The organism is Streptomyces sp. NPDC031670 (genome assembly GCF_055580545.1).
In genome coordinates this window covers 199601-218736 of sequence record NZ_JBVILC010000007.1, presented here as the reverse complement: position 1 = coordinate 218736, position 19136 = coordinate 199601, and the positions used below count along the sequence as shown (strand labels likewise).

Annotated in this window: 17 protein-coding genes and 1 tRNA gene; 12 read left to right on the top strand and 6 right to left on the bottom strand. The window is 70.4% G+C overall.

Features of this window, described 5'->3' with window-relative positions; translation table 11 throughout:
* Positions 1-306 precede the first annotated feature (306 nt).
* Genes ACZ5ID_RS16125 through ACZ5ID_RS16110 form a run of 4 tightly spaced genes read left to right on the top strand, consistent with a single transcriptional unit; the run spans position 307 to position 5345 of the window.
* Complete coding sequence (locus tag ACZ5ID_RS16125) at positions 307-1752, top strand: pyridoxal phosphate-dependent decarboxylase family protein (protein ID WP_468897784.1); 1446 nt, start codon at positions 307-309, stop codon at positions 1750-1752.
* A complete protein-coding gene (locus tag ACZ5ID_RS16120; protein WP_468897782.1) occupies positions 1733-3007 on the top strand; it encodes a lysine N(6)-hydroxylase/L-ornithine N(5)-oxygenase family protein in 1275 nt (424 codons plus the stop codon). The genes ACZ5ID_RS16125 and ACZ5ID_RS16120 overlap by 20 nt, the downstream gene beginning before the upstream one ends.
* Positions 3004-3555 (top strand): GNAT family N-acetyltransferase, encoded by a 552-nt coding sequence (locus tag ACZ5ID_RS16115; RefSeq protein WP_468897780.1) that lies wholly within the window; start codon positions 3004-3006, stop codon positions 3553-3555. The genes ACZ5ID_RS16120 and ACZ5ID_RS16115 overlap by 4 nt, the downstream gene beginning before the upstream one ends.
* Positions 3552-5345, top strand: a complete 1794-nt coding sequence (locus ACZ5ID_RS16110) for an IucA/IucC family protein (RefSeq protein WP_468897778.1) — start codon at positions 3552-3554, stop codon at positions 5343-5345. Before ACZ5ID_RS16115 ends, ACZ5ID_RS16110 begins: the two co-directional genes overlap by 4 nt.
* A 237-nt stretch (positions 5346-5582) precedes the next feature.
* Here the strand turns inward: ACZ5ID_RS16110 and ACZ5ID_RS16105 are convergent, their stop codons facing one another.
* The gene (locus ACZ5ID_RS16105) at positions 5583-7202 is read right to left on the bottom strand and encodes a beta-N-acetylhexosaminidase (protein ID WP_468897776.1); all 1620 of its coding nucleotides are present in this window, start codon (positions 7200-7202) and stop codon (positions 5583-5585) included.
* Positions 7203-7416: 214 nt separating this feature from the next.
* Here ACZ5ID_RS16105 and ACZ5ID_RS16100 point away from each other — a divergent pair, with 214 nt between their 5' ends.
* Positions 7417-7698 (top strand): hypothetical protein, encoded by a 282-nt coding sequence (locus ACZ5ID_RS16100; protein ID WP_067159327.1) that lies wholly within the window; start codon positions 7417-7419, stop codon positions 7696-7698.
* A 59-nt stretch (positions 7699-7757) separates the two neighbouring features.
* Positions 7758-9575, top strand: coding sequence for a glutamine--fructose-6-phosphate transaminase (isomerizing) (gene glmS / locus ACZ5ID_RS16095; RefSeq protein ID WP_468897774.1), 1818 nt, complete (start codon positions 7758-7760; stop codon positions 9573-9575).
* Between the two features lie 129 nt (positions 9576-9704).
* Here the strand turns inward: glmS and ACZ5ID_RS16090 are convergent, their stop codons facing one another.
* Together ACZ5ID_RS16090 and ACZ5ID_RS16085 are read right to left on the bottom strand one after the other, a co-directional pair.
* Positions 9705-10274: an acetate uptake transporter gene (locus ACZ5ID_RS16090; RefSeq protein ID WP_468897772.1), complete on the bottom strand. Its 570-nt coding sequence runs from the start codon at positions 10272-10274 to the stop codon at positions 9705-9707.
* A 176-nt stretch (positions 10275-10450) separates the two neighbouring features.
* A complete protein-coding gene (locus ACZ5ID_RS16085; RefSeq protein WP_358835471.1) occupies positions 10451-10972 on the bottom strand; it encodes a universal stress protein in 522 nt (173 codons plus the stop codon).
* Positions 10973-11348: 376 nt separating this feature from the next.
* On the opposite strand from ACZ5ID_RS16085, the gene ACZ5ID_RS16080 reads away from it, so the two are divergent.
* The 4 genes from ACZ5ID_RS16080 (at position 11349) to ACZ5ID_RS16065 (ending at position 14258) form a co-directional block, all read left to right on the top strand.
* A complete protein-coding gene (locus ACZ5ID_RS16080; RefSeq protein WP_468897770.1) occupies positions 11349-11801 on the top strand; it encodes a hypothetical protein in 453 nt (150 codons plus the stop codon).
* A 387-nt stretch (positions 11802-12188) separates the two neighbouring features.
* A complete protein-coding gene (locus ACZ5ID_RS16075; protein WP_358835469.1) occupies positions 12189-13421 on the top strand; it encodes a helix-turn-helix domain-containing protein in 1233 nt (410 codons plus the stop codon).
* 5 nt (positions 13422-13426) lie between these two features.
* On the top strand, positions 13427-14029 hold the full coding sequence (gene orn / locus ACZ5ID_RS16070; RefSeq protein WP_358835468.1) for an oligoribonuclease: 603 nt from the start codon (positions 13427-13429) through the stop codon (positions 14027-14029).
* Positions 14030-14185: 156 nt separating this feature from the next.
* A tRNA-His gene (locus ACZ5ID_RS16065) sits at positions 14186-14258 on the top strand.
* A gap of 94 nt (positions 14259-14352) precedes the next feature.
* Here the strand turns inward: ACZ5ID_RS16065 and ACZ5ID_RS16060 are convergent.
* The gene (locus ACZ5ID_RS16060) at positions 14353-15204 is read right to left on the bottom strand and encodes a helix-turn-helix domain-containing protein (protein ID WP_468897767.1); all 852 of its coding nucleotides are present in this window, start codon (positions 15202-15204) and stop codon (positions 14353-14355) included.
* A 24-nt stretch (positions 15205-15228) separates the two neighbouring features.
* On the bottom strand, positions 15229-15723 hold the full coding sequence (locus ACZ5ID_RS16055; protein WP_468897765.1) for a DUF6879 family protein: 495 nt from the start codon (positions 15721-15723) through the stop codon (positions 15229-15231).
* A gap of 295 nt (positions 15724-16018) precedes the next feature.
* On the opposite strand from ACZ5ID_RS16055, the gene ACZ5ID_RS16050 reads away from it, so the two are divergent.
* Positions 16019-16336, top strand: coding sequence for a hypothetical protein (locus tag ACZ5ID_RS16050; protein ID WP_468897763.1), 318 nt, complete (start codon positions 16019-16021; stop codon positions 16334-16336).
* A gap of 113 nt (positions 16337-16449) precedes the next feature.
* Here the strand turns inward: ACZ5ID_RS16050 and ACZ5ID_RS16045 are convergent, their stop codons facing one another.
* Positions 16450-17490, bottom strand: coding sequence for a LacI family DNA-binding transcriptional regulator (locus ACZ5ID_RS16045; RefSeq protein ID WP_468897761.1), 1041 nt, complete (start codon positions 17488-17490; stop codon positions 16450-16452).
* A gap of 237 nt (positions 17491-17727) precedes the next feature.
* On the opposite strand from ACZ5ID_RS16045, the gene ACZ5ID_RS16040 reads away from it, so the two are divergent.
* Positions 17728-19101, top strand: coding sequence for an ABC transporter substrate-binding protein (locus tag ACZ5ID_RS16040; protein WP_468897759.1), 1374 nt, complete (start codon positions 17728-17730; stop codon positions 19099-19101).
* Positions 19102-19136 lie beyond the last annotated feature (35 nt).

The following is a 19136-nucleotide window of genomic DNA, read 5'->3' as shown; positions in this document are numbered from 1 at the left end:
CGGTTGCGCGGCTGCGGGCCGGTGGTGGGCTGGTCGCGCGGTTCCCCGCGCCCCTAGGGGGTCCGCCGCAGCCGGAGAACTCTGCTCAGCCACAAGCTTTTGGGGGCGCGGGGAACTGCGCGAACAGCCACCCACTCAACCGCAGACGGAGGCCGGGCCTCAGGGCGCCGCACCCCGCCTCAAGGGGGGCGAGGCCTGTTGAGATCAAAGTTAGGTTAGGCTAACCTTACTTACAGATCGCGGTCCTCGCCCCCTTCCTTTCTGCCCGGAGGGCCCGACGAAGTCCCCGATCCGGGAGGACAGTTCATGCGTTCGCACCTGCTCAATGACACGACGGCGGAGAGCTACCGGCGCTCCGTGACCGAAGGAGTCGAGCGGGTGGCGTCGAAACTCGCCGCGACCCGGCGCCCGTTCACCGGCGCGGGCGTGGAGGACATCGCCCCCCTCATCGACCGCGTCGACCTCGACCGGCCGCTGGGCGACACCTCCGCCGTCCTGGACGAGCTGGAGGACGTGTATCTGCGCGACGCCGTCTACTTCCACCACCCCCGCTACCTGGGCCATCTCAACTGCCCGGTGGTGATCCCCGCCGTCCTCGGCGAAGCGGTCCTCTCGGCCGTCAACTCCTCGCTCGACACCTGGGACCAGAGCGCCGGCGGCACCCTCATCGAGCGCCGGCTGATCGACTGGACCGCCGGGCGGGTCGGCTACGGACCGGGCGCGGACGGGGTGTTCACCAGCGGCGGCAGCCAGTCCAACCTCCAGGCGCTGCTGCTGGCCCGCGAGGAGGCCAAGACCGACGACCTGGCGAAACTGCGGATCTTCTCCTCCGAGTGCAGCCACTTCAGCGTCCAGAAGTCCGCCCAGCTCCTCGGCCTCGGCCGGTCCGCCGTCGTGTCGGTCCCCTGCGACCGCGACAAGCGCATGCAGACCGTGGCGCTCGCCCGCGCCCTGGAGCGCTGCGCCGCCGAGGGCAACGTGCCCATGGCCGTCGTCGCCACCGCCGGCACCACCGACTTCGGCTCGCTCGACCCGCTGCCGGAGATCGGCGAGCTGTGCGAGCGGTACGGCGCCTGGTTCCACGTGGACGCCGCGTACGGCTGCGGGCTGCTCGTCTCCCCGACCCGGCGCCACCTCCTCAACGGCATCGAGCACGCCGACTCGGTCACCGTGGACTACCACAAGTCCTTCTTCCAGCCGGTCAGTTCGAGCGCGATCCTGGTCAAGGACGGCACCACGCTGCGGCACGCCACGTACCACGCGGACTACCTCAACCCGCGCCGGGCCGCTGAGGAGCGCATCCCCAACCAGGTCGACAAATCCCTCCAGACCACCCGCCGCTTCGACGCCCTGAAGCTGTGGATGACCCTGCGCACCATGGGCGCCGACGGGATCGGCTCGCTCTTCGACGAGGTGTGCGAGCTGGCCGCTGAGGGCTGGCGGCTGCTCGCCGCCGACCCGCGCTACGACGTCGTCGTCGAGCCCACCCTCTCGACCCTGGTCTTCCGCTACGTCCCGGACGCCATCACCTCGCCCGCCGAGATCGACCGCGCCAACCTCTACGCCCGCAAGGCACTGTTCGCGTCCGGCGAGGCGGTCGTCGCGGGCACCAGGGCCGATGGGCGCCAGTACCTGAAATTCACCCTGCTCAACCCCGAGACGACGGTCCACGACATCGCCGCCGTCCTCGATCTGATCGCCGGCCACGCCGAGCAGTACCTGGGAGAGAACCTTGTCCACGCAGCCTCGTGAGCCGTACGACTTCATCGGGATCGGCCTCGGGCCCTTCAACCTGGGCCTGGCCTGCCTCACCGAGCCGGTCGACGAGCTCAGCGGCCTCTTCCTGGAGTCCAAGCCGGACTTCGAGTGGCACTCGGGCATGTTCCTGGAGGGCGCCCACCTCCAGACCCCGTTCCTGTCGGACCTGGTGACGCTCGCGGACCCGACCTCGCCGTACTCCTTCCTCAACTATCTGAAGGAGTCGGGCCGCCTCTACGCGTTCTACATACGCGAGAACTTCTATCCGCTGCGCACCGAGTACAACGACTACTGCCGCTGGGCGGCCGGGAAACTCTCCTCGATCCGCTTCAACCAGACGGTGAAGACGGTCACGTACGAGGACGAGGTGTACGTCGTACGCACCGAGGACGGCTCCCGGTTCCGCGCGCGGCGCCTCGTGCTCGGCACCGGCACCCCGCCGTTCGTGCCCGAGCCGTGCCAGGGCCTGGGGGGCGACTATCTGCACAACTCCCGCTATCTGGAGCGCAAGGAAGCGCTCCAGAAGAAGAAGTCGATCACCCTGGTGGGCAGCGGTCAGTCGGCGGCGGAGATCTACTACGACCTGCTGAGCGAGATCGACGTCCACGGCTACCGGCTGAACTGGGTCACCCGCTCGCCGCGCTTCTTCCCGCTGGAGTACACCAAGCTGACGCTGGAGATGACCTCGCCGGAGTACGTGGACTACTTCCACGCGCTGCCCGAGTCCACCCGCTACCGCCTGGAGTCGCAGCAGAAGGGCCTGTTCAAGGGCATCGACTCGGAGCTCATCGACGCGATCTTCGACCTGCTGTACCAGAAGAACCTCAAGGGCCCCGTCGGCACCCGGCTGCTGACCAACTCGTCGTTGAACGCCGCCAGTTACGACACCACGACCGGCACGTACACCCTGGGGCTGCGCCAGGAGGAGCAGGAGAAGGACTACACCCTCGACACCGAGGGCCTGGTCCTGGCCACCGGCTACCAGTACGCCGAGCCCGAGTTCCTGGAGCCGATCGCCGACCGGATCAGGCGCGACGGCCACGGCCGCTTCGACGTGGCCCGCAACTACGCCATCGACACCGCCGGCCGCGAGATCTTCCTCCAGAACGCCGCCGTGCACACCCACTCGATCACCTCGCCCGACCTGGGCATGGGCGCCTACCGCAACGCGTACATCATCGGCGAACTCCTCGGCCGTGAGTACTACCCGGTCGAGAAGTCCATCGCCTTCCAGGAGTTCGCCGTATGAGCACCACGCACACCATCGCCGGCATAGGCACCTTCACCGTCCGCGCCCTCGACCCCCTCAAGGACGCCGAGCTGCTGCACGGCTGGGTCACCCACCCCAAGGCCGCGTTCTGGATGATGGGGGACGCCAGGCTGGAGGACGTCGAGCGGGCGTACATGGAGATCGCCGCCGACGAGCACCACCACGCGCTGCTCGGACTGCACGACGGTGAGCCCGCCTTCCTGATGGAGACGTACGACCCCGCCCACCGCGAGCTGGTCGGCCTGTACGAGCCCGAGCCGGGCGACGTCGGGATGCACTTCCTGGTCGCGCCGACCGGCACGCCCGTCCACGGCTTCACCCGCGCGGTCATCACCGCCGTGATGGCGCACCTCTTCGCGGACCCGGCGACCCGGCGGGTCGTCGTGGAGCCGGACGTGGGCAACAAGGCCGTCCACGCGCTCAACGCGGCCGTCGGCTTCGAGGTCGTCGGGGAGATCACCAAGCCGGAGAAGCGGGCGCTGCTCAGCGTCTGCACACGGGCCGCGTTCGAGGAGGCCACCCGATGACCGCGCGGCCCGCCCCGAGCACCCCCGACGTCACCGTCCCCCACCTCACCCCCGGCCTCTGGGCCCGCGCCAACCGGCTGCTGGTCCGCAAGGCGCTCGCCGAGTTCGCCCACGAACGGCTGCTGGAGCCGCGACCGCTCGGTGCGAACCGGTACGGCGTGCCCAGTGACGACGGCACGGTGGAGTACCGCTTCACCGCCACGCTGTACGCGCTCGACCACTGGCAGATCGACCCGGAGTCGGTGTCGCGGCACGGCGCCGAGGGCCCACTGCCGCTCGACGCGCTCGACTTCTTCATCGAGCTGCGCACGACGCTGGGCCTGAGCGACGAGATCCTGCCGGTGTACCTGGAGGAGATCTCCTCCACGCTCTCCGGTACGGCGTACAAGCTCACCAAGGAGCAGATCCCGGCGGCCGAGCTCGCCGAGGCGGACTTCCAGGCGATCGAGACGGGCATGACCGAGGGCCACCCGTGCTTCGTGGCCAACAACGGACGGCTCGGCTTCGGCGCGCACGAGTACCCGGCGTACGCGCCGGAGGCCGCCGCGCCCGTCCGGCTGATCTGGCTGGCGGCGCGGCGCGACCGGGCGACCTTCACCTCGGGCGCGGGCCTGGACTACGAGACGCTGATCCAGGCGGAGCTGGGCGCCGCGACGCTGGAACGTTTCGCCGACACGATGGCGGAGCGGGGCCTGGACCTCGCGGACTACCACCTGCTGCCGGTCCACCCCTGGCAGTGGTGGAACAAGCTGTCGGTGACGTTCGCGGCGGAGGTCGCGCAGGACCGGCTGGTGCCGCTGGGGGTGGGCGACGACGACTACCTCGCCCAGCAGTCGATCCGTACCTTCTTCAACACGACGGACCCGACGAAGCACTACGTCAAGACGGCGCTGTCGGTCCTGAACATGGGCTTCATGCGGGGCCTGTCGGCGGCCTACATGGAGGCGACACCGGCCATCAACGACTGGCTGGCGGGGCTGGTGGAGCGCGACTCCGTCCTGCGCGCGGCCCGTTTCTCGATCATCCGCGAACGGGCGGCGATCGGCTACCACCACCGCCAGTACGAGCGGGCCACCGACCGCTCGTCGCCGTACCGCAAGATGCTGGCGGCGCTGTGGCGCGAGAGCCCGGTGCCGACGCTCCAGCCGGGCGAGCGGCTGGCCACGATGGCGTCGCTCCTGCACGTCGACGGCGCCGGGGCGTCCTTCGCGGGCGCGCTGATAGAGCGGTCGGGGGTGGGGGCGCGGGAGTGGCTGCGGCGCTACCTCGACGCCTATCTGCTCCCGGTCCTGCACTCCTTCTACGCCTACGACCTGGTCTACATGCCGCACGGCGAGAACGTGATCCTCGTGCTGGCGCCGGACGGCACGGTCTCACGGGCGATCTTCAAGGACATCGCCGAGGAGATCGCGGTCATGGACCCGGACGCGGTGCTGCCGCCCACGGTGGAGCGGATCCGGGCCGACGTCCCCGACGACATGAAGCTCCTGTCCGTCTTCACGGACGTCTTCGACTGCTTCTTCCGCTTCCTGAACGCGACGCTGGTGAGCGAGGGGGTGCTGGAGGAAACGGAGTTCTGGGGGGCCGTGGCGGAGTGCGTCAGGTCGTACCAGGCGTCGGTGCCGGAGCTGGCCGAGAAGTTCAAGCAGTACGACATGTTCGCGCCCGAGTTCGCGCTGTCGTGCCTGAACCGGCTCCAGCTGCGGAACAACCGGCAGATGGTGGATCTGGGTGATCCGGCGGGGGCGTTGCAGCTGGTGGGCACCCTGCGAAACCCGATCGGGGGGTGACCCCCGCTGCGGGGCCCTTCTGAGTGTCGACCTGCGGACCGTGGGTGGCTGGTGCGCAGTTGGGACCCGCCCGATCAGGGGCGCGGGGGGCTTGCACGAGCGACCCCGTGGCCCGAACAGGGGCGCGGGGAACTGCGCGACCAGCCCCCCACCGGCCCGCGGACGAACACACAGCGGCGGGGTCCGGGGGGCCGCAGGCCCCGCGCCTCGGGGGGCCGGGGGCGTACCCCGGAAACCTCACCCCCACCGCACCAGCGGCGACCGATAGAAGTTCACCCCCCGCGCGGCCATCCGAGCCCCTTCCTCCCCCAGCCGGACCCGGTACGCCCCCCAGTCGTGCGTCGCCGCAGGCGACCACCCCAGCTCCGCGATCCCCAGCACGCGCGGAAACGCCATGTACTCCACGTCCCCGCTCCGCACCAGCGTCTCCGACCACAGCGGCGCCTCCACCCCCAGCACCGCTCCCGCCGGCATCCCCTTCACGAAGGTGTCCGGGTCCCAGCCGTAGGCCTGGTCCACCTCCACATAGCCCGCCCAGTCCTGCCCCAGCTCCGTGTGCGCGTCGTACTTCATGTCGAGACACGCCCGGTTCGCCGGGGACATCACCACCTTCGTCCCCGCCTTCGCCGCCGCGACGACCTCGGATTCGTTCCCCTCCGTGCCCCAGTACTGGGCCACCGCCCCGGCGACGGGCCGCGCCCCGGTGAGCTGGTGCCAGCCCATGACCGTCTTGCCGTACTTCCCGACCACCGCCTGGGCCCGGTCCATGAAGGCCACGTAGTCCGCGTGCGGCGTCGAGTGCGCCTCGTCGCCGCCGATGTGGACATATCGACCCGGGGTCATCGCCGCCAGCTCCCGCACCACGTCGTCCAGGAACGCGTACGTCACCTGTTTGGGCACGCACAGTGAGCTGAAACCGACGTCCGTGCCGGTATAGAGGGGCGGTGCGACACCGTCGCAGTTCAGGTCGGCGTAGGAGGCGAGGGCCGCGTTCGTGTGGCCGGGCGTGTCGATCTCGGGGACGAGTTCCAGATATCGGCTCGCCGCGTACCGGACGATCTCCCGGTAGTCCGCTTTGCTGTAGTGGCCGCCCTTGCCGCCGCCCACCTGCGTCTGCCCGCCGTACTCCGCCAGCCGGGGCCAGGAGTCGATGGCGATCCGCCAGCCCTGGTCGTCGCTGAGGTGCAGATGCAGCTTGTTGATCTTGTAGAGGGCCAGTTGGTCGATGTACCGCTCGACCTGCGCCACGGTGAAGAAGTGGCGGGAGACGTCCAGCATCGCACCCCGGTAGGCATAGCGCGGCACGTCCGTGATCGTCCCGCCCGCCACCTGCCACGGCCCCGGCTGCCGGGTGCGCCTCTCGACCGGCGCGGGCAGCAGTTGCCTCAGCGTCTGGACTCCGTGGAAGAGCCCGGCCGCCCGGTGCGCCGTGAGCGTGAGCGCGCCGGGGCCGCTTTCGAGCCGGTACCCCTCCGGTCCGAGCCGCGCCTCGCCGGAGAGCCGCAGCCGGATGCCGCCGCGCCCCTCCGCCCGTACCGGCAGCGCGTACCCGGTCGACGGGCGCAGGACGTCCGCCAGGTACCCGGCGATGCGGCGGCCCTCGGCGCCCGCCGAGGCGTCGACCCGGATCACGGTCGCGGGCGTGAGCGTGTACGGGGAGCCGCCGGGGGTGACGGAGGCCGGGGCCGGGACGATGTGGTCCAGCGGGCGCGGGGCGCGGGGCGCGGCTGCGGCGGAGGAGGCGCCGGCCGAGGAGATGCCCGCCGCCAGAAGAAGCAGGGCGGCGCCCAGCAGACCCGTGATCGTCCCGCGCCGCCTCGTGCGCTGTCTCGTACGCGGTCTCACGAGCGGTCTCACAAGCGGTTCCCTTCGACGGGACACGAGCAGGGGACGCGAGCAACCGAACGGGAACCATCACAGCCGCCCGCCACCGCCACCGTCAAGGTGCAGACCAATAGCCAACAGCCCTCCGCAGGCCTGGTCCGTACCAGGATGCGTATGATCATGGGAATCCTGCCCGATATCGGGCAGGATTCTTGCGTGCGAACCGGATAGCCCGCAATATCGACGGGTGCTCGAACGCCGCAGCCCGTCGTCGCACGACGACCTCATCGACCATCTGGTGCGCAGCACCGCGCTCCAGCGCGGTGAGGCCGCCCGGGTGGTCCTCGATGTGCTGGCGTACTTCGACGAGACGTACGAGGAGTTCGTCCGCCGCCGCCACCGTGAACTGCAGTCCGGTGGTCTGGTGAACGCGGAGATCTTCGAGCGGATCGCGGCCGAACTGCCGCACCGCGCCGTGGCGCCCCCGGAGCTCTCGCTCCGCCAGCTGCGCCGCATCGTCTACGGCTGAGCACACCCGAACGTGTTGGACCTGTTGAACCTGTACGTCGATGGAGGGGTCAAGACTCTATGTGCGGAATCGTCGGTTATATCGGTAAGCGTGATGTCGCTCCCCTGCTGCTGGAAGGCCTCCAGCGGCTGGAGTACCGCGGTTACGACTCCGCGGGCGTGGTCATCAACAGCCCCAAGTCGGGCGCGCTGAAGATGGTCAAGGCCAAGGGCCGCGTCCGCGACCTGGAGGCCCGCGTCCCCAAGCGCTTCACCGGCACCACCGGCATCGCGCACACCCGCTGGGCCACCCACGGCGCCCCCAGCGACGTGAACTCGCACCCGCACCTCGACCCCGAGAACAAGGTCGCCGTCGTCCACAACGGCATCGTCGACAACGCCGCCGAGCTGCGCGCCAAGCTGGAGGCCGAGGGCGTCGTCTTCGCCTCCGAGACCGACACCGAGGTGATCACCCACCTGATCGCCCGCTCCCCGGCCGACTCCCTGGAGGAGAAGGTCCGCGAGGCGCTCAAGGTCATCGAGGGCACCTACGGCATCGCCGTGATGCACGCCGACTTCGCCGACCGCATCGTGGTCGCCCGCAACGGCTCCCCGGTCATCCTCGGCATCGGCGAGAAGGAGATGCTCGTCGCCTCCGACGTCGCCGCGCTGATCGCCCACACCCGCCAGGTCGTCACCCTCAACGACGGCGAGATGGCGACGCTGAAGGCCGACGACTTCCGTACGTACACGACCTCGGGCACGCTCACCAACGCCACCCCCGAGACCGTCGAGTGGGAGGCCGCCTCCTACGACATGGGCGGCCACGACACGTACATGCACAAGGAGATGTCGGAGCAGGCCGACGCCGTGGACCGCGTGCTGCGCGGCCGGATCGACGACCGGTTCTCCACCGTCCACCTCGGCGGCCTCAACCTCGACGCCCGCGAGGCCCGCGGTGTGCGCCGGATCAAGATCCTCGGCTGCGGCACCTCGTACCACGCCGGTCTCATCGGCGCCGGCCTCATCGAGGAGCTGGCCCGTATCCCCGCGGACGCTGAGCCGGCCTCCGAGTTCCGCTACCGCAACCCGGTGGTGGACCCCGACACGCTGTACATCGCGGTCTCCCAGTCCGGTGAGACCTACGACGTGCTCGCCGCCGTCCAGGAGCTCAAGCGCAAGGGCGCCCGCGTCCTCGGCGTCGTGAACGTCGTCGGCTCGGCGATCGCCCGCGAGGCGGACGGCGGCACCTATGTGCACGCCGGTCCCGAGGTCTGCGTCGTCTCCACCAAGTGCTTCACCAACACCGTGGTCGCCTTCGCGCTGCTCGCCCTGCACCTGGGCCGCATCCGCGACCTGTCGGTGGCCGACGGCAAGCGGATCATCGAGGGCCTGCGCAAGCTGCCCGCACAGATCTCCGAGATCCTGGCGATGGAGCCGGAGATCGAGAAGCTGGCCAAGGAGTACGCCGGCGCCCAGTCGATGATGTTCATCGGCCGGGTGCGCGGCTACCCGGTCGCCCTGGAGGCCTCCCTGAAGCTCAAGGAGATCTCCTACATCCACGCCGAGGCCTACCCCGCCTCCGAGCTCAAGCACGGCCCGCTGGCGCTCATCGAGCCCGCGCTACCGACGGTCGCGATCGTCCCCGACGACGACCTGCTGGAGAAGAACCGCGCGGCCCTGGAGGAGATCAAGGCCCGCAGCGGCCGTATCCTCGCCGTGGCCCACCGCGAGCAGGAGAAGGCCGACCACACCATCGTCGTCCCGAAGAACGAGAACGAGCTGGACCCGATCCTGATGGGCATCCCGCTCCAGCTCTTCGCGTACCACACGGCGCTGGCCATGGGCCGCGACATCGACAAGCCGCGCAACCTGGCGAAGTCCGTCACGGTCGAGTAGTCCGTCCGGTACGGCTGGTTCCGTATCCATCGGCCCCGTAGAGGCAGAAGCGGCCCCGCACGCGCCACCTGGCGTGCGGGGCCGCTCCCTTGCCTGCCGGTGCCGCCCATCGCACCGGCGTGCGGCTGCCTAGCCGGCGGCCGTCACCCCCCGGCCGGCAGCGCGTCGCGGGACCGCGGTCGGCCAGTTGGCCAGGCCCGCCGTCGCCCCGTACCAGGACACGGCGCCCGCGACCGCGGCCACCCAGCCGCCGGCCTTCGCCAGACCGTCGTTGGTGGCGAAGTCCGCGATGGCGAGGAGCACCAGGGAGACGAAGAGCAGCGCGAACGAGCCCTGCCGGATGGGCCCGTAGCCCGTCGAGCCCACCGCCAGGCTCAGCGCGAGGAGCCCGAAGAGCAGCAGGAACAGGCCGGCCGCGTTGGCCGAGAACTTGGCGTCCGCACCGTTCGCCCAGGTGAACCAGAAGGCGCCCAGGCCCGCGAAGGCGGTGCCGGTGAAGGCGTCCTGGTCACGGAAGGCGACGATGCCGAGGACGAAGAGGGCGATGCCGCCGATGTACGTCGCGATCGACACCGCGTCGGCCACGGTGACGCCGTCGACGACCCGGGTGGTGCCGAGGCCGAAGGCGAGCAGGGTGAGTCCGAGTGCGAGGTGGCCGAGGGTGGAGGTGACGCTTCCCGCGGGGGCTTCGTGGTCCACGGCGGGCTCCCTTCCTGTGCAGTTGTGCTGCGGGCCGTGCTGTGGGGCATGCTGTGGGGCGTCCCCAGCGACCCTTATGTACCCTTCACAAGGGCACAATCCACCACCTACCGAAGGGTAGATTCGCCTCTCGGGCAAGGGAGTTGACGCCGCCTCAGCCGGCGCGAGGGACGGGGTTACGGGATGACGACCACGGGGCGCTGGGCACGCCGGGCCAGCCGCCCGGCCACCGAGCCGAAGATCCGGCCGACGATGCCGTGGGTCGAGCCGACGACGATCGCGTCCGCCGCGTACTCCCGCCCGACTTCTTCCAGTTCGTGACAGATGTCCCCACCGCGCTCGACCAGGATCCAGGAGACCTCGGTGAGGTAGTCCGCGCAGGCCAGCTCCAGGCCGAGCACTTCCGTACGGTGGTCCGGCACGTCCACGAAGACCGGCGGCTCGCACCCCGCCCACACGGTGGTGGGCAGCCGGTTGGCGACGTGCACGATGATCAGGCCGGAGCCGGAGCGTCTGGCCATACCGATGGCGTACGCCAGGGCGCGCTCACTGGACGTCGAGCCGTCGAAGCCGACCACCACTCCGTGCCGGAAGGCGGGGTCGCAGGACAGACGTGGCTCTTCCGCCGCCTGGAGGTCCGACGTCGGGTCGGCTACCTGCTTGCGGTCCGCGGGTTCGGAAAATTCTTGACCGGCCATGGGTGTCTCGGCGTTTGGATCCTCATGGAGGGCGACAGTTGGCGGCGGAGCTGTGTCCGGGAATCATCTTCCCAAGCCCATACCCCCAAGGGTACGGCGACACTCCTCTCCTGCACAGAGCCGCCGGTGCTGCACGACGTTCCCCGGAGCATGCACGAGCCCGCCCCGGATGGCAATGGCAGATGGCTGGTACAGAGGTCTGGTCTTCAACATTCTGTGCACGTTCGATCCGCCTGGGTGACCTCCGGCCGGTTCCGGCTGTGTCCCGGCTATGCCCCCGCTGTGCACGCGGAGTGACCGGAACAGGTGCCCGGCCGTTAGACACGCGGTCGCCGCGACGCTGTTCCACACCGCACCCCCCAGGGAGCCCCCGCCCGTGTCCGCCCCGCCGTTCGCCCAGGACGCCTGTCCGCCCACGCCGCCCGGCGGCATCCCCCGGGTGGCGCACACCCCCCGGGAGTCCGGCGCGCCCGGGGCGGGGGCGCCGCGCCACCGGGAGAGCCCGCAGGGGGGCGCGCACGGCGTACGAAGGCCCGCGGCGGGCACCGGTGACTGTGCGGGCGATGTCGTGCGCTGGGCGGCGTTCAGCTGCGTCCTGGTCCCGGTGGTGCTCCTCGTCTACGGTTCCTCGTTCGCCGGCGCGGCCGGCTGGGCCCTCGGGCTCGCGGCCGTCACCGCGGTCTGCCGGCTGCTGCTGCGACACTCCGAGCAGACGGCGCGGACGGCGCGGACGGAGCGGACGGGGCGGGCGGGGCACACGACCGCCCGACCGGGACCCGGCAGACACCGCGACCGGCGGACGAACGGCGAAAGTCCGCCGTCGGACTGACGGGTTCGCACACACGGACCCGTATGTTTTCAGCCAACTTCCCCTCCCCCCTCCCGCCTGCCCGAAATGGCCTGCCAGCCCCCTTGTCACCAGGGAAAAACGGGCAGCCGTGGCGGATTTCGCCATACGGGTACGGGCCATGCATGCCACGCCCACTTCCCTACGGGCGCCTCGGGTGAAACCCTTCGTGATCGAACGCTTCGCGCCAAGTTGCCAAGTCGACATAGCGCTGAGTACCGGACTTGTCACGCCGACGCCACAGAACGCAGTAGATTCGATCATGCGTATCGAAGGCTGGGGGACTCGTGCAAAACCAAGGGGAAAAGTGCAGGAGCGACAAGCCGGACAAGAACGGGGAGCCGCGAACACCGAGGGGGGCTTAGCAAAATGAGCCAGGACTCCGCTGCCGCATCACCGGAGGCCACAAGGAAGCTCGCCGGCCGTCGACGCCGGGAAGTCGTTGCCGTACTGCTGTTCAGTGGCGGCCCCATCTTCGAGAGCTCCATTCCGCTCTCCGTGTTCGGGATCGACAGGCAGGACGCGGGCGTGCCCCGTTACCGCCTGCTGGTCTGTGCCGGAGAGGAGGGCCCCCTGCGGACCACAGGCGGGCTCGAACTGACCGCGCCCTATGGGCTGGAGGCCATCAACCGGGCCGGCACCGTCGTGGTGCCCGCCTGGCGATCCATCACCTCGCCACCGCCGGCCGCCGCGCTCGACGCGCTGCGCCGGGCGCACGAGGAAGGGGCCCGCATCGTGGGCCTGTGCACCGGGGCGTTCGTCCTCGCCGCCGCCGGGCTGCTCGACGGCCGCCCGGCGACGACGCACTGGATGTACGCGCCGACGCTCGCCAAGCGCTATCCGTCGGTCCATGTGGACCCGCGGGAGCTGTTCGTCGACGACGGGGACGTCCTCACGTCGGCGGGCACGGCGGCCGGAATCGATCTCTGTCTGCATATCGTGCGGACCGACCACGGCAGCGACGCCGCCGGAGCCCTCGCGCGCCGGCTCGTCGTCCCGCCGCGGCGCAGCGGCGGTCAGGAGCGCTATCTCGACAGGTCTTTACCTGAAGAGATCGGGTCCGACCCGCTGGCCGAGGTCGTGTCCTGGGCGCTGGAGCACCTCCACGAGCAGTTCGACGTGGAGACCCTCGCCGCTCGCGCGTACATGTCACGTCGTACGTTCGACCGGCGGTTCCGCTCGCTGACCGGATCGGCCCCGCTCCAGTGGCTGATCACCCAGCGGGTGCTCCAGGCCCAGCGTCTCCTGGAGACGTCGGACTACTCGGTCGACGAGGTCGCGGGCCGCTGCGGCTTCCGCTCGCCGGTCGCGCTGCGCGGGCACTTCCGCCGCCAGCTCGGCTCGTCCCCGGCGTCCTACCGGGCCGCCTACCGGGCGCGCCGGCCGCAGGCGGAGCCGTCCGGCGGTCCGCCGACCCTGGAGACGGTGCCGTCGCAGGCCATGCCGCAGTCGCGGCGCACGGCGGCGAGCGCACTGGTCGGCCCGGCGGCGATCACCCACGCGGCGCCGCCGGACCACCCGGGGAAGTCCGTCTCGGAGATGTACGCCACCGGTTATATGCGTCCGAGTCTGCCGGGGCAGCGCAGCGGCCCCGTAGGCTGAGACACATGAACGACCGCATGGTGTGGATCGACTGCGAGATGACCGGGCTCTCGCTGACGGACGACGCACTTATCGAGGTGGCCGCCCTGGTCACCGACTCGGAGCTGAACGTGCTCGGTGAAGGGGTGGACATCGTGATCCGTCCCCCGGACGCCGCGCTGGAGACCATGCCGGAGGTGGTGCGCACGATGCACACCGCCTCCGGGCTCCTCGACGAGCTGGCCGGCGGCACCACGCTGGCCGACGCCGAGGCGCAGGTCCTGGCGTACGTCCGCGAGCACGTGAAGGAGCCGGGCAAGGCCCCGCTGTGCGGAAACTCGGTCGGCACCGACCGCGGGTTCCTCCTCCGCGACATGCCCGCGCTGGAGGAGTACCTCCACTACCGGATCGTGGACGTCTCCTCGGTGAAGGAGCTCGCCCGCCGCTGGTACCCGAGGGCGTACTTCAACAGCCCGGACAAGAACGGCAACCACCGCGCGCTGGCGGACATCCGCGAATCCATCGCGGAGCTCCGCTACTACCGCGAGGCGATCTTCGTCGCCCAGCCGGGCCCGGACTCGGACACGGCGAAGGCGATCGCGGCGAAGCACGTCCTGCCTGCGGAGTAACCCTTCCGGGTCACTCCGGGGGCGACCGGGGACCGCCCCGGGAGGGTGCCGCGAAACATGTGCGCGAGCACCCTCCCGGACCCTGTACACTTTTTCTCGGCCGGTAAGGAAAGCCCCCAGGGACTTTCCCAGACCACAACAGTCCGGCCACGCATGGTGGGTATAGCTCAGCTGGTAGAGCACCTGGTTGTGGTCCAGGATGTCGCGGGTTCGAGTCCCGTTACTCACCCTGATCGGGAAGGCCCGGTCCGCGCAAGCGGACCGGGCCTTCTTCGTTGCGCGGACTCTGGGCGGATACGGGCTCCTGCGGGTACGGGAACGGGTCAGCCCAGGGACGCGATGGCCTTGAGGATGAGCGCGCGGGCCTCGGGGCCGTAGACGGCCATGGTGCGCAGGTGCTCGAAGGCTTTCAGGTACAGGGCGACTTCGTCCGGCTGGACGATGTTGACCTGGGCCGACAGGAGTTCCACCGACACGTACGTGTCGTCGTACACATGGAAGGTCTCCATCGGCCACAGGGTCCTCTCCCGGGTGACCGCCGGAATCACCCCGAGCGAGACGGACGGCAGCGCACCGGCCGTCAGCAGGTAGCCGAGCTGAGCGGCCATCGCCTCCTCCTGCCCCATTCGGAAGTAGAGCGCCGACTCCTCCACGAGCAGCACGAACCTGTGCCCCGGCTCATGGATCACCCGGGACCGCTCGACCCGTGCCGTGGCGGCCGTCTCCGACTCGTCGGGGATCTCCCGGAACTCCGCGATGCGGCGGAACAGTGCCGTGACGTAGCCCTCGGTCTGCAGGAGACCGGGCACGAGCGTGGCCGAGTACACCCGGAACAGCCGCGTCTCGTGGAAGAACTGGACCCAGCTGTCCTGGAGCTGCTTGAGCCCGTTCCGCAGCTGGAGACGCCACTCGCTGTACAGGGACTCGGCGTTGAGGGACTGGGTGACCAGCCCGGCTGCCTGATCGGCGACACCGCCCGCCTCGCACCACAGACGTATGTCCTTCGCGGTCGGGGCGGTACGCGCGTTCTCGATCCGGGAGGTCTTCGAGTGATGCCAGCCGCACCGGGCAGCCAGCTCCGAAACCGTGAGCCCCGCCTCCTTACGGATGCCGCGAAGCCGCTCGGCGACGATCTCCCGGGCGGCCTGGGCGGACGAGGACGGTGAGATGGGCATGAGGCGCGCTGTCCGTACTTCCTGTCAGTGGATCTCGTACCGCTCATGAGGAACCGCTCTGGACCAGACCTCCTCGAAAGCGGCGGCACACAGCCGCGCCGCGGCCGGGTCTTCGGTGACCTCCTCACCAGCCCAGGTGCCGTCACCGGCGAAGTGGTTCCAGTGCACCCACCGGCCGTCGAAGAGCCAGAAGTCGTTGCCCGGCAAAGGGATGGTCGAGGCCTGCCGCCTGGGCAGCCAGCGCACCTGCTCTCCGGCTGCGACGTTGGTGAAGGTGCCCGCGTGCTCGTACCGAATGTACTCGCTGACCGGTTCCGAGACGATGCGCGCCCGGCGCACGGTGACGCCCCTGGCGACGGTCTCGCTCATGAGGTCGAGCCACGGCCTCCACCAGGACGCGCGGTCCGCCGGATCGTGCCGGAAGCCCTTGCGCCATGCGGCGAACGGCCCCTCCTCGTAGTCGACGGCGTACGCGTCCCGCATCTCCAGGTGCTCGGCTGACCGGACAGAGCCCGCCATCCCTGGAAGACGATCTCCCTGTTCGTCTGGTCCACCCAGACGGTCGGACTCTGCTTGTCGCCCGTGTGGGGGTCGATCCCGACGAACAGTAATGACATGTCGTCCTCCTGCGGTGAGTTGTGCAGCTGTGTGCAGAACTCTCCTCGTCCACGAGGGCGCCCTTCAAGGGCGTGCGCCGGACCATATGGAGCTCCATGGGGCGTGCGCACATATCTGCACAAAGCTCGATGTGCGGCATCGCGCCCGCCTACCTTCCTGACCGACGGCATCCGCACCACCCACCCAGGGAGTCCCCATGTCCGACCCCGAATCCTCTGACGAACCAGGCGCGGGGGTACGCCGCGGCGGACCGGCCCTCGGGGCACACGGGAGGCCCGCGACGAGGCTCATCGGCGGGCTCCCCGACATCGGCGGGCTCTCGCAGGCACAGCAGCGCGGTGTCGACTGCGTGTGGTGCGGGGTGACGCTCACCGCGGCGACCGCCGTCGACCTGGGGCCACGGCCGCTGAAGATCCTGGACTACCGGACCTATTGGTACCCCCGGGCCTGCCCGGGGCACGCGCTCCCCCGGATCTGCGCCGTCTGCGACGAACCCGTCGGCGGTGAGGCCTAGGTCGTGGTCGGCTTCTCGTCGTGCGGGGCCCGGCCGGACACGTACCGGCATCCGGCCGGTACGCCCGGCTGCGTACGCAAGAGCGGCAAGAGCGGCAAGAGGTAGCGCGGGCCTCACGCGGACGCCCGCACCACCACCTCCGTCGGCAGCACCAGCTGGGTGCCCGCGCGCTCGCCCGCCGCGATCTGGGCGAGGAGCAGGTCCGTCATCGCCCGGCCCATCTCCTCGATCGGCTGGCGCACGCTGGTCAGCGGGGGCTCCATGTGGCGGGCTATGGCCGAGTCGTCGAAGCCGATCAGAGCCACGTCCTCGGGGACGCGCCGGCCTCGTTCGCGCAGGACCTGGCGGGCGCCCGCCGCCATCACGTCCGAGGCGGCGAAGACCGCGTCGAGGCCGGGCTCGCGGTCGAGGAGCAGGGCCATCGCCTCGCGGCCCCCCTCCTCCGTGAAGTCCGAGGGGCCGATGAGCCCGGGCTCGGGCGGCAGGCCCGCCCCGGCCAGGGCCGCCCGGTAGCCGTCCAGACGGCAGCGGGCGCCGTAGACGTCCAGCGGGCCGGTGATCGTGGCGATCCGGCGCCGGCCCCGGGCCAGCAGATGCGCCACGGCCGCCCGCGCCCCGCCGAAGTTGTCCGAGTCCACCGACGCCAGCGGCTCCTCCTCCGAGCGCGGGCCGCTGATCACCACCGGCATGTCGAGCTGCTCCAGGAGCTCGGGCAGCGGATCGTCGGCGTGGACGCCCACCAGCAGGACCCCGTCGACGCGCTGGCCGGTCAGGTACTGGGCGAGCCTGCGGCGCTCCCGCTCACTGCCCACCAGCGTCAGCAGGAGCTGCATGTCGGTCTCCGCGAGCGCCTGGCCGACACCCCGGACCACCTCGGAGAAGTACGGCTCCGCGAAGAAGCGCGTCTCGGTCTCGGGGACGACCAGGGCGATCGCGTCCGTACGGTTGGCGGCCAGGGCGCGGGCCGCACGGTTGGGGACGTAGCCGAGCTCGGCGACCGCCGCCTCGACGGCCGCGCGCGTACGGTCGCTGACCCGGGGCGAACCGTTGATCACCCGGGACACCGTGCCGCGGCCGACCCCGGCACGCGCCGCCACCTCTTCAAGGGTGGGCCGCCCGGCCCCGCGGCCCCGGACCGTGCGAGCTGCTTTCATGGCTGCCTCCCCGTCTTGCCGCACATCGTGGACCTCGGGGTGAAAACTAACAGCACGACCCCGGCGGCGGACTGCCTTTGCCCGCTCCCTTGACACCCTCCCGGACAGTCGCCACCCTTCAACACATCACGACTGGGAGCGCTCCCACCCCTAGCTGCCCGTACACCTTCCGCACCTTCCACCACTGCACGACCGACCGTCAATCGTTCTGCACGGAAAGCACGTTGGAGGACCACCATGCGTTCGAGAACCCGTACAAGAACACCCCTCGGCACCCGCGCGCCCCGGCGGCTCGCGGCGCTCGCCGTCGTCTCCGTACTCGGCGCCGGACTGCTCGCGGGCTGCGCCGACGACGGCGACAGCAAGGACTCGACCGGCTCCGGCTCGTCCTCCTCCGGGGGCGGCGGGGGCGGCGGGGCGAAGACCACGCTCACCGTCGGTGTCTTCGGGGCCTTCGGTCTCAAGGAGGCCGGGCTCTACGACGCGTACATGAAGCTCCACCCGGACATCGAGATCAAGCAGACCTCGATCGAGCGGAACGAGAACTACTACCCGCAGCTGCTCACCCACCTCGGCTCCGGCAGCGGGCTCGCCGACATCCAGGCGGTCGAGGTCAACAACATCGCCGAGGTGACCGCCACCCAGGCGGCCCATCTGGAGGACCTCGGCAAGGTGAAGGGCGTCGACAAGGCCGCCTTCCTGCCGTGGAAGTGGGGGCAGGCCACCAACAAGGACGGCAAGACCGTCGGCCTCGGCACCGACATCGGGCCGCAGGGCATCTGCTACCGCAAGGACCTGTTCGCCGCGGCCGGGCTGCCGACCGACCGGGAGGCCGTGGGGAAGCTGTGGGAGGGCGACTGGCAGAAGTACCTCGCGGCCGGTGAGCGCTACAAGTCGAAGGCGCCCAAGGGGACGGCCTTCGTCGACTCCGCCTCCGGCGTCCTGAACGCCATCACCGGCTCCAGCGACACCCGCTACTACGACGCCGCCGGGAAGGTCGTCTACAAGTCCAACCCGGCCGTGAAGGACGCCTGGGACACGGCCGCCTCCTTCGCCACGCACGGGCTGACCGCCAAGTTGCAGCAGTTCCAGCCCAGCTGGGACCAGGGCTTCGCCAACGGCAGCTTCGCCACCGTCTCCTGCCCGGCCTGGATGCTCGGGTACATCCAGGACAAGGCGGGCGCCGCGGGCAAGGGCAAGTGGGATGTGGCGGCAGCGCCCAAGCCGTCCAACTGGGGTGGCTCGTTCCTCGTCGTCCCGTCGGCGGGCAAGCACCGCGAACAGGCCGCCGAGCTGGCCGCCTGGCTCACCGCGCCGGCCCAGCAGGCGACGTTCTTCGAGAAGCGCGGCAGCTTCCCGAGCGCCAAGGCCGCGTACGGCCTGCCCACCGTCGCCAACGCCCACCACGACTACTTCGGCGGCGCGCCCATCGGGCAGATCTTCGCCAAGGCCGCCGAGGGCACGCCGGTGCAGGTCCTCGGACCCAAGGACCTGATCATCGCGCAGAACCTGGCCGACGTCGGCATGCTCCAGGTCGACCAGAAGGGCCGGTCCCCGCAGGCGGGCTGGGAGGCCGCGGTGAAGGCCATCGACAACGCGCTGGACCAGTGAGGACGGCCAACGGCACGGGGGCGGGGGCTTCCGGG

What these genes read in the sequence shown, in the direction of transcription:
- ACZ5ID_RS16055 (WP_468897765.1), bottom strand. Translation starts at nt 15,723, where the DNA reads ATGGCGGGCTCTGTCCGGTCAGCCGAGCACCTGGAGATGCGGGACGCG.
- ACZ5ID_RS16060 (WP_468897767.1), bottom strand. Translation starts at nt 15,204, where the DNA reads ATGCCCATCTCACCGTCCTCGTCCGCCCAGGCCGCCCGGGAGATCGTC.
- ACZ5ID_RS16075 (WP_358835469.1), top strand. Translation starts at nt 12,189, where the DNA reads ATGAGCCAGGACTCCGCTGCCGCATCACCGGAGGCCACAAGGAAGCTC.
- ACZ5ID_RS16050 (WP_468897763.1), top strand. Translation starts at nt 16,019, where the DNA reads ATGTCCGACCCCGAATCCTCTGACGAACCAGGCGCGGGGGTACGCCGC.
- ACZ5ID_RS16045 (WP_468897761.1), bottom strand. Translation starts at nt 17,490, where the DNA reads ATGAAAGCAGCTCGCACGGTCCGGGGCCGCGGGGCCGGGCGGCCCACC.
- glmS (WP_468897774.1), top strand. Translation starts at nt 7,758, where the DNA reads ATGTGCGGAATCGTCGGTTATATCGGTAAGCGTGATGTCGCTCCCCTG.
- ACZ5ID_RS16110 (WP_468897778.1), top strand. Translation starts at nt 3,552, where the DNA reads ATGACCGCGCGGCCCGCCCCGAGCACCCCCGACGTCACCGTCCCCCAC.
- ACZ5ID_RS16115 (WP_468897780.1), top strand. Translation starts at nt 3,004, where the DNA reads ATGAGCACCACGCACACCATCGCCGGCATAGGCACCTTCACCGTCCGC.
- orn (WP_358835468.1), top strand. Translation starts at nt 13,427, where the DNA reads ATGAACGACCGCATGGTGTGGATCGACTGCGAGATGACCGGGCTCTCG.
- ACZ5ID_RS16125 (WP_468897784.1), top strand. Translation starts at nt 307, where the DNA reads ATGCGTTCGCACCTGCTCAATGACACGACGGCGGAGAGCTACCGGCGC.
- ACZ5ID_RS16085 (WP_358835471.1), bottom strand. Translation starts at nt 10,972, where the DNA reads ATGGCCGGTCAAGAATTTTCCGAACCCGCGGACCGCAAGCAGGTAGCC.
- ACZ5ID_RS16040 (WP_468897759.1), top strand. Translation starts at nt 17,728, where the DNA reads ATGCGTTCGAGAACCCGTACAAGAACACCCCTCGGCACCCGCGCGCCC.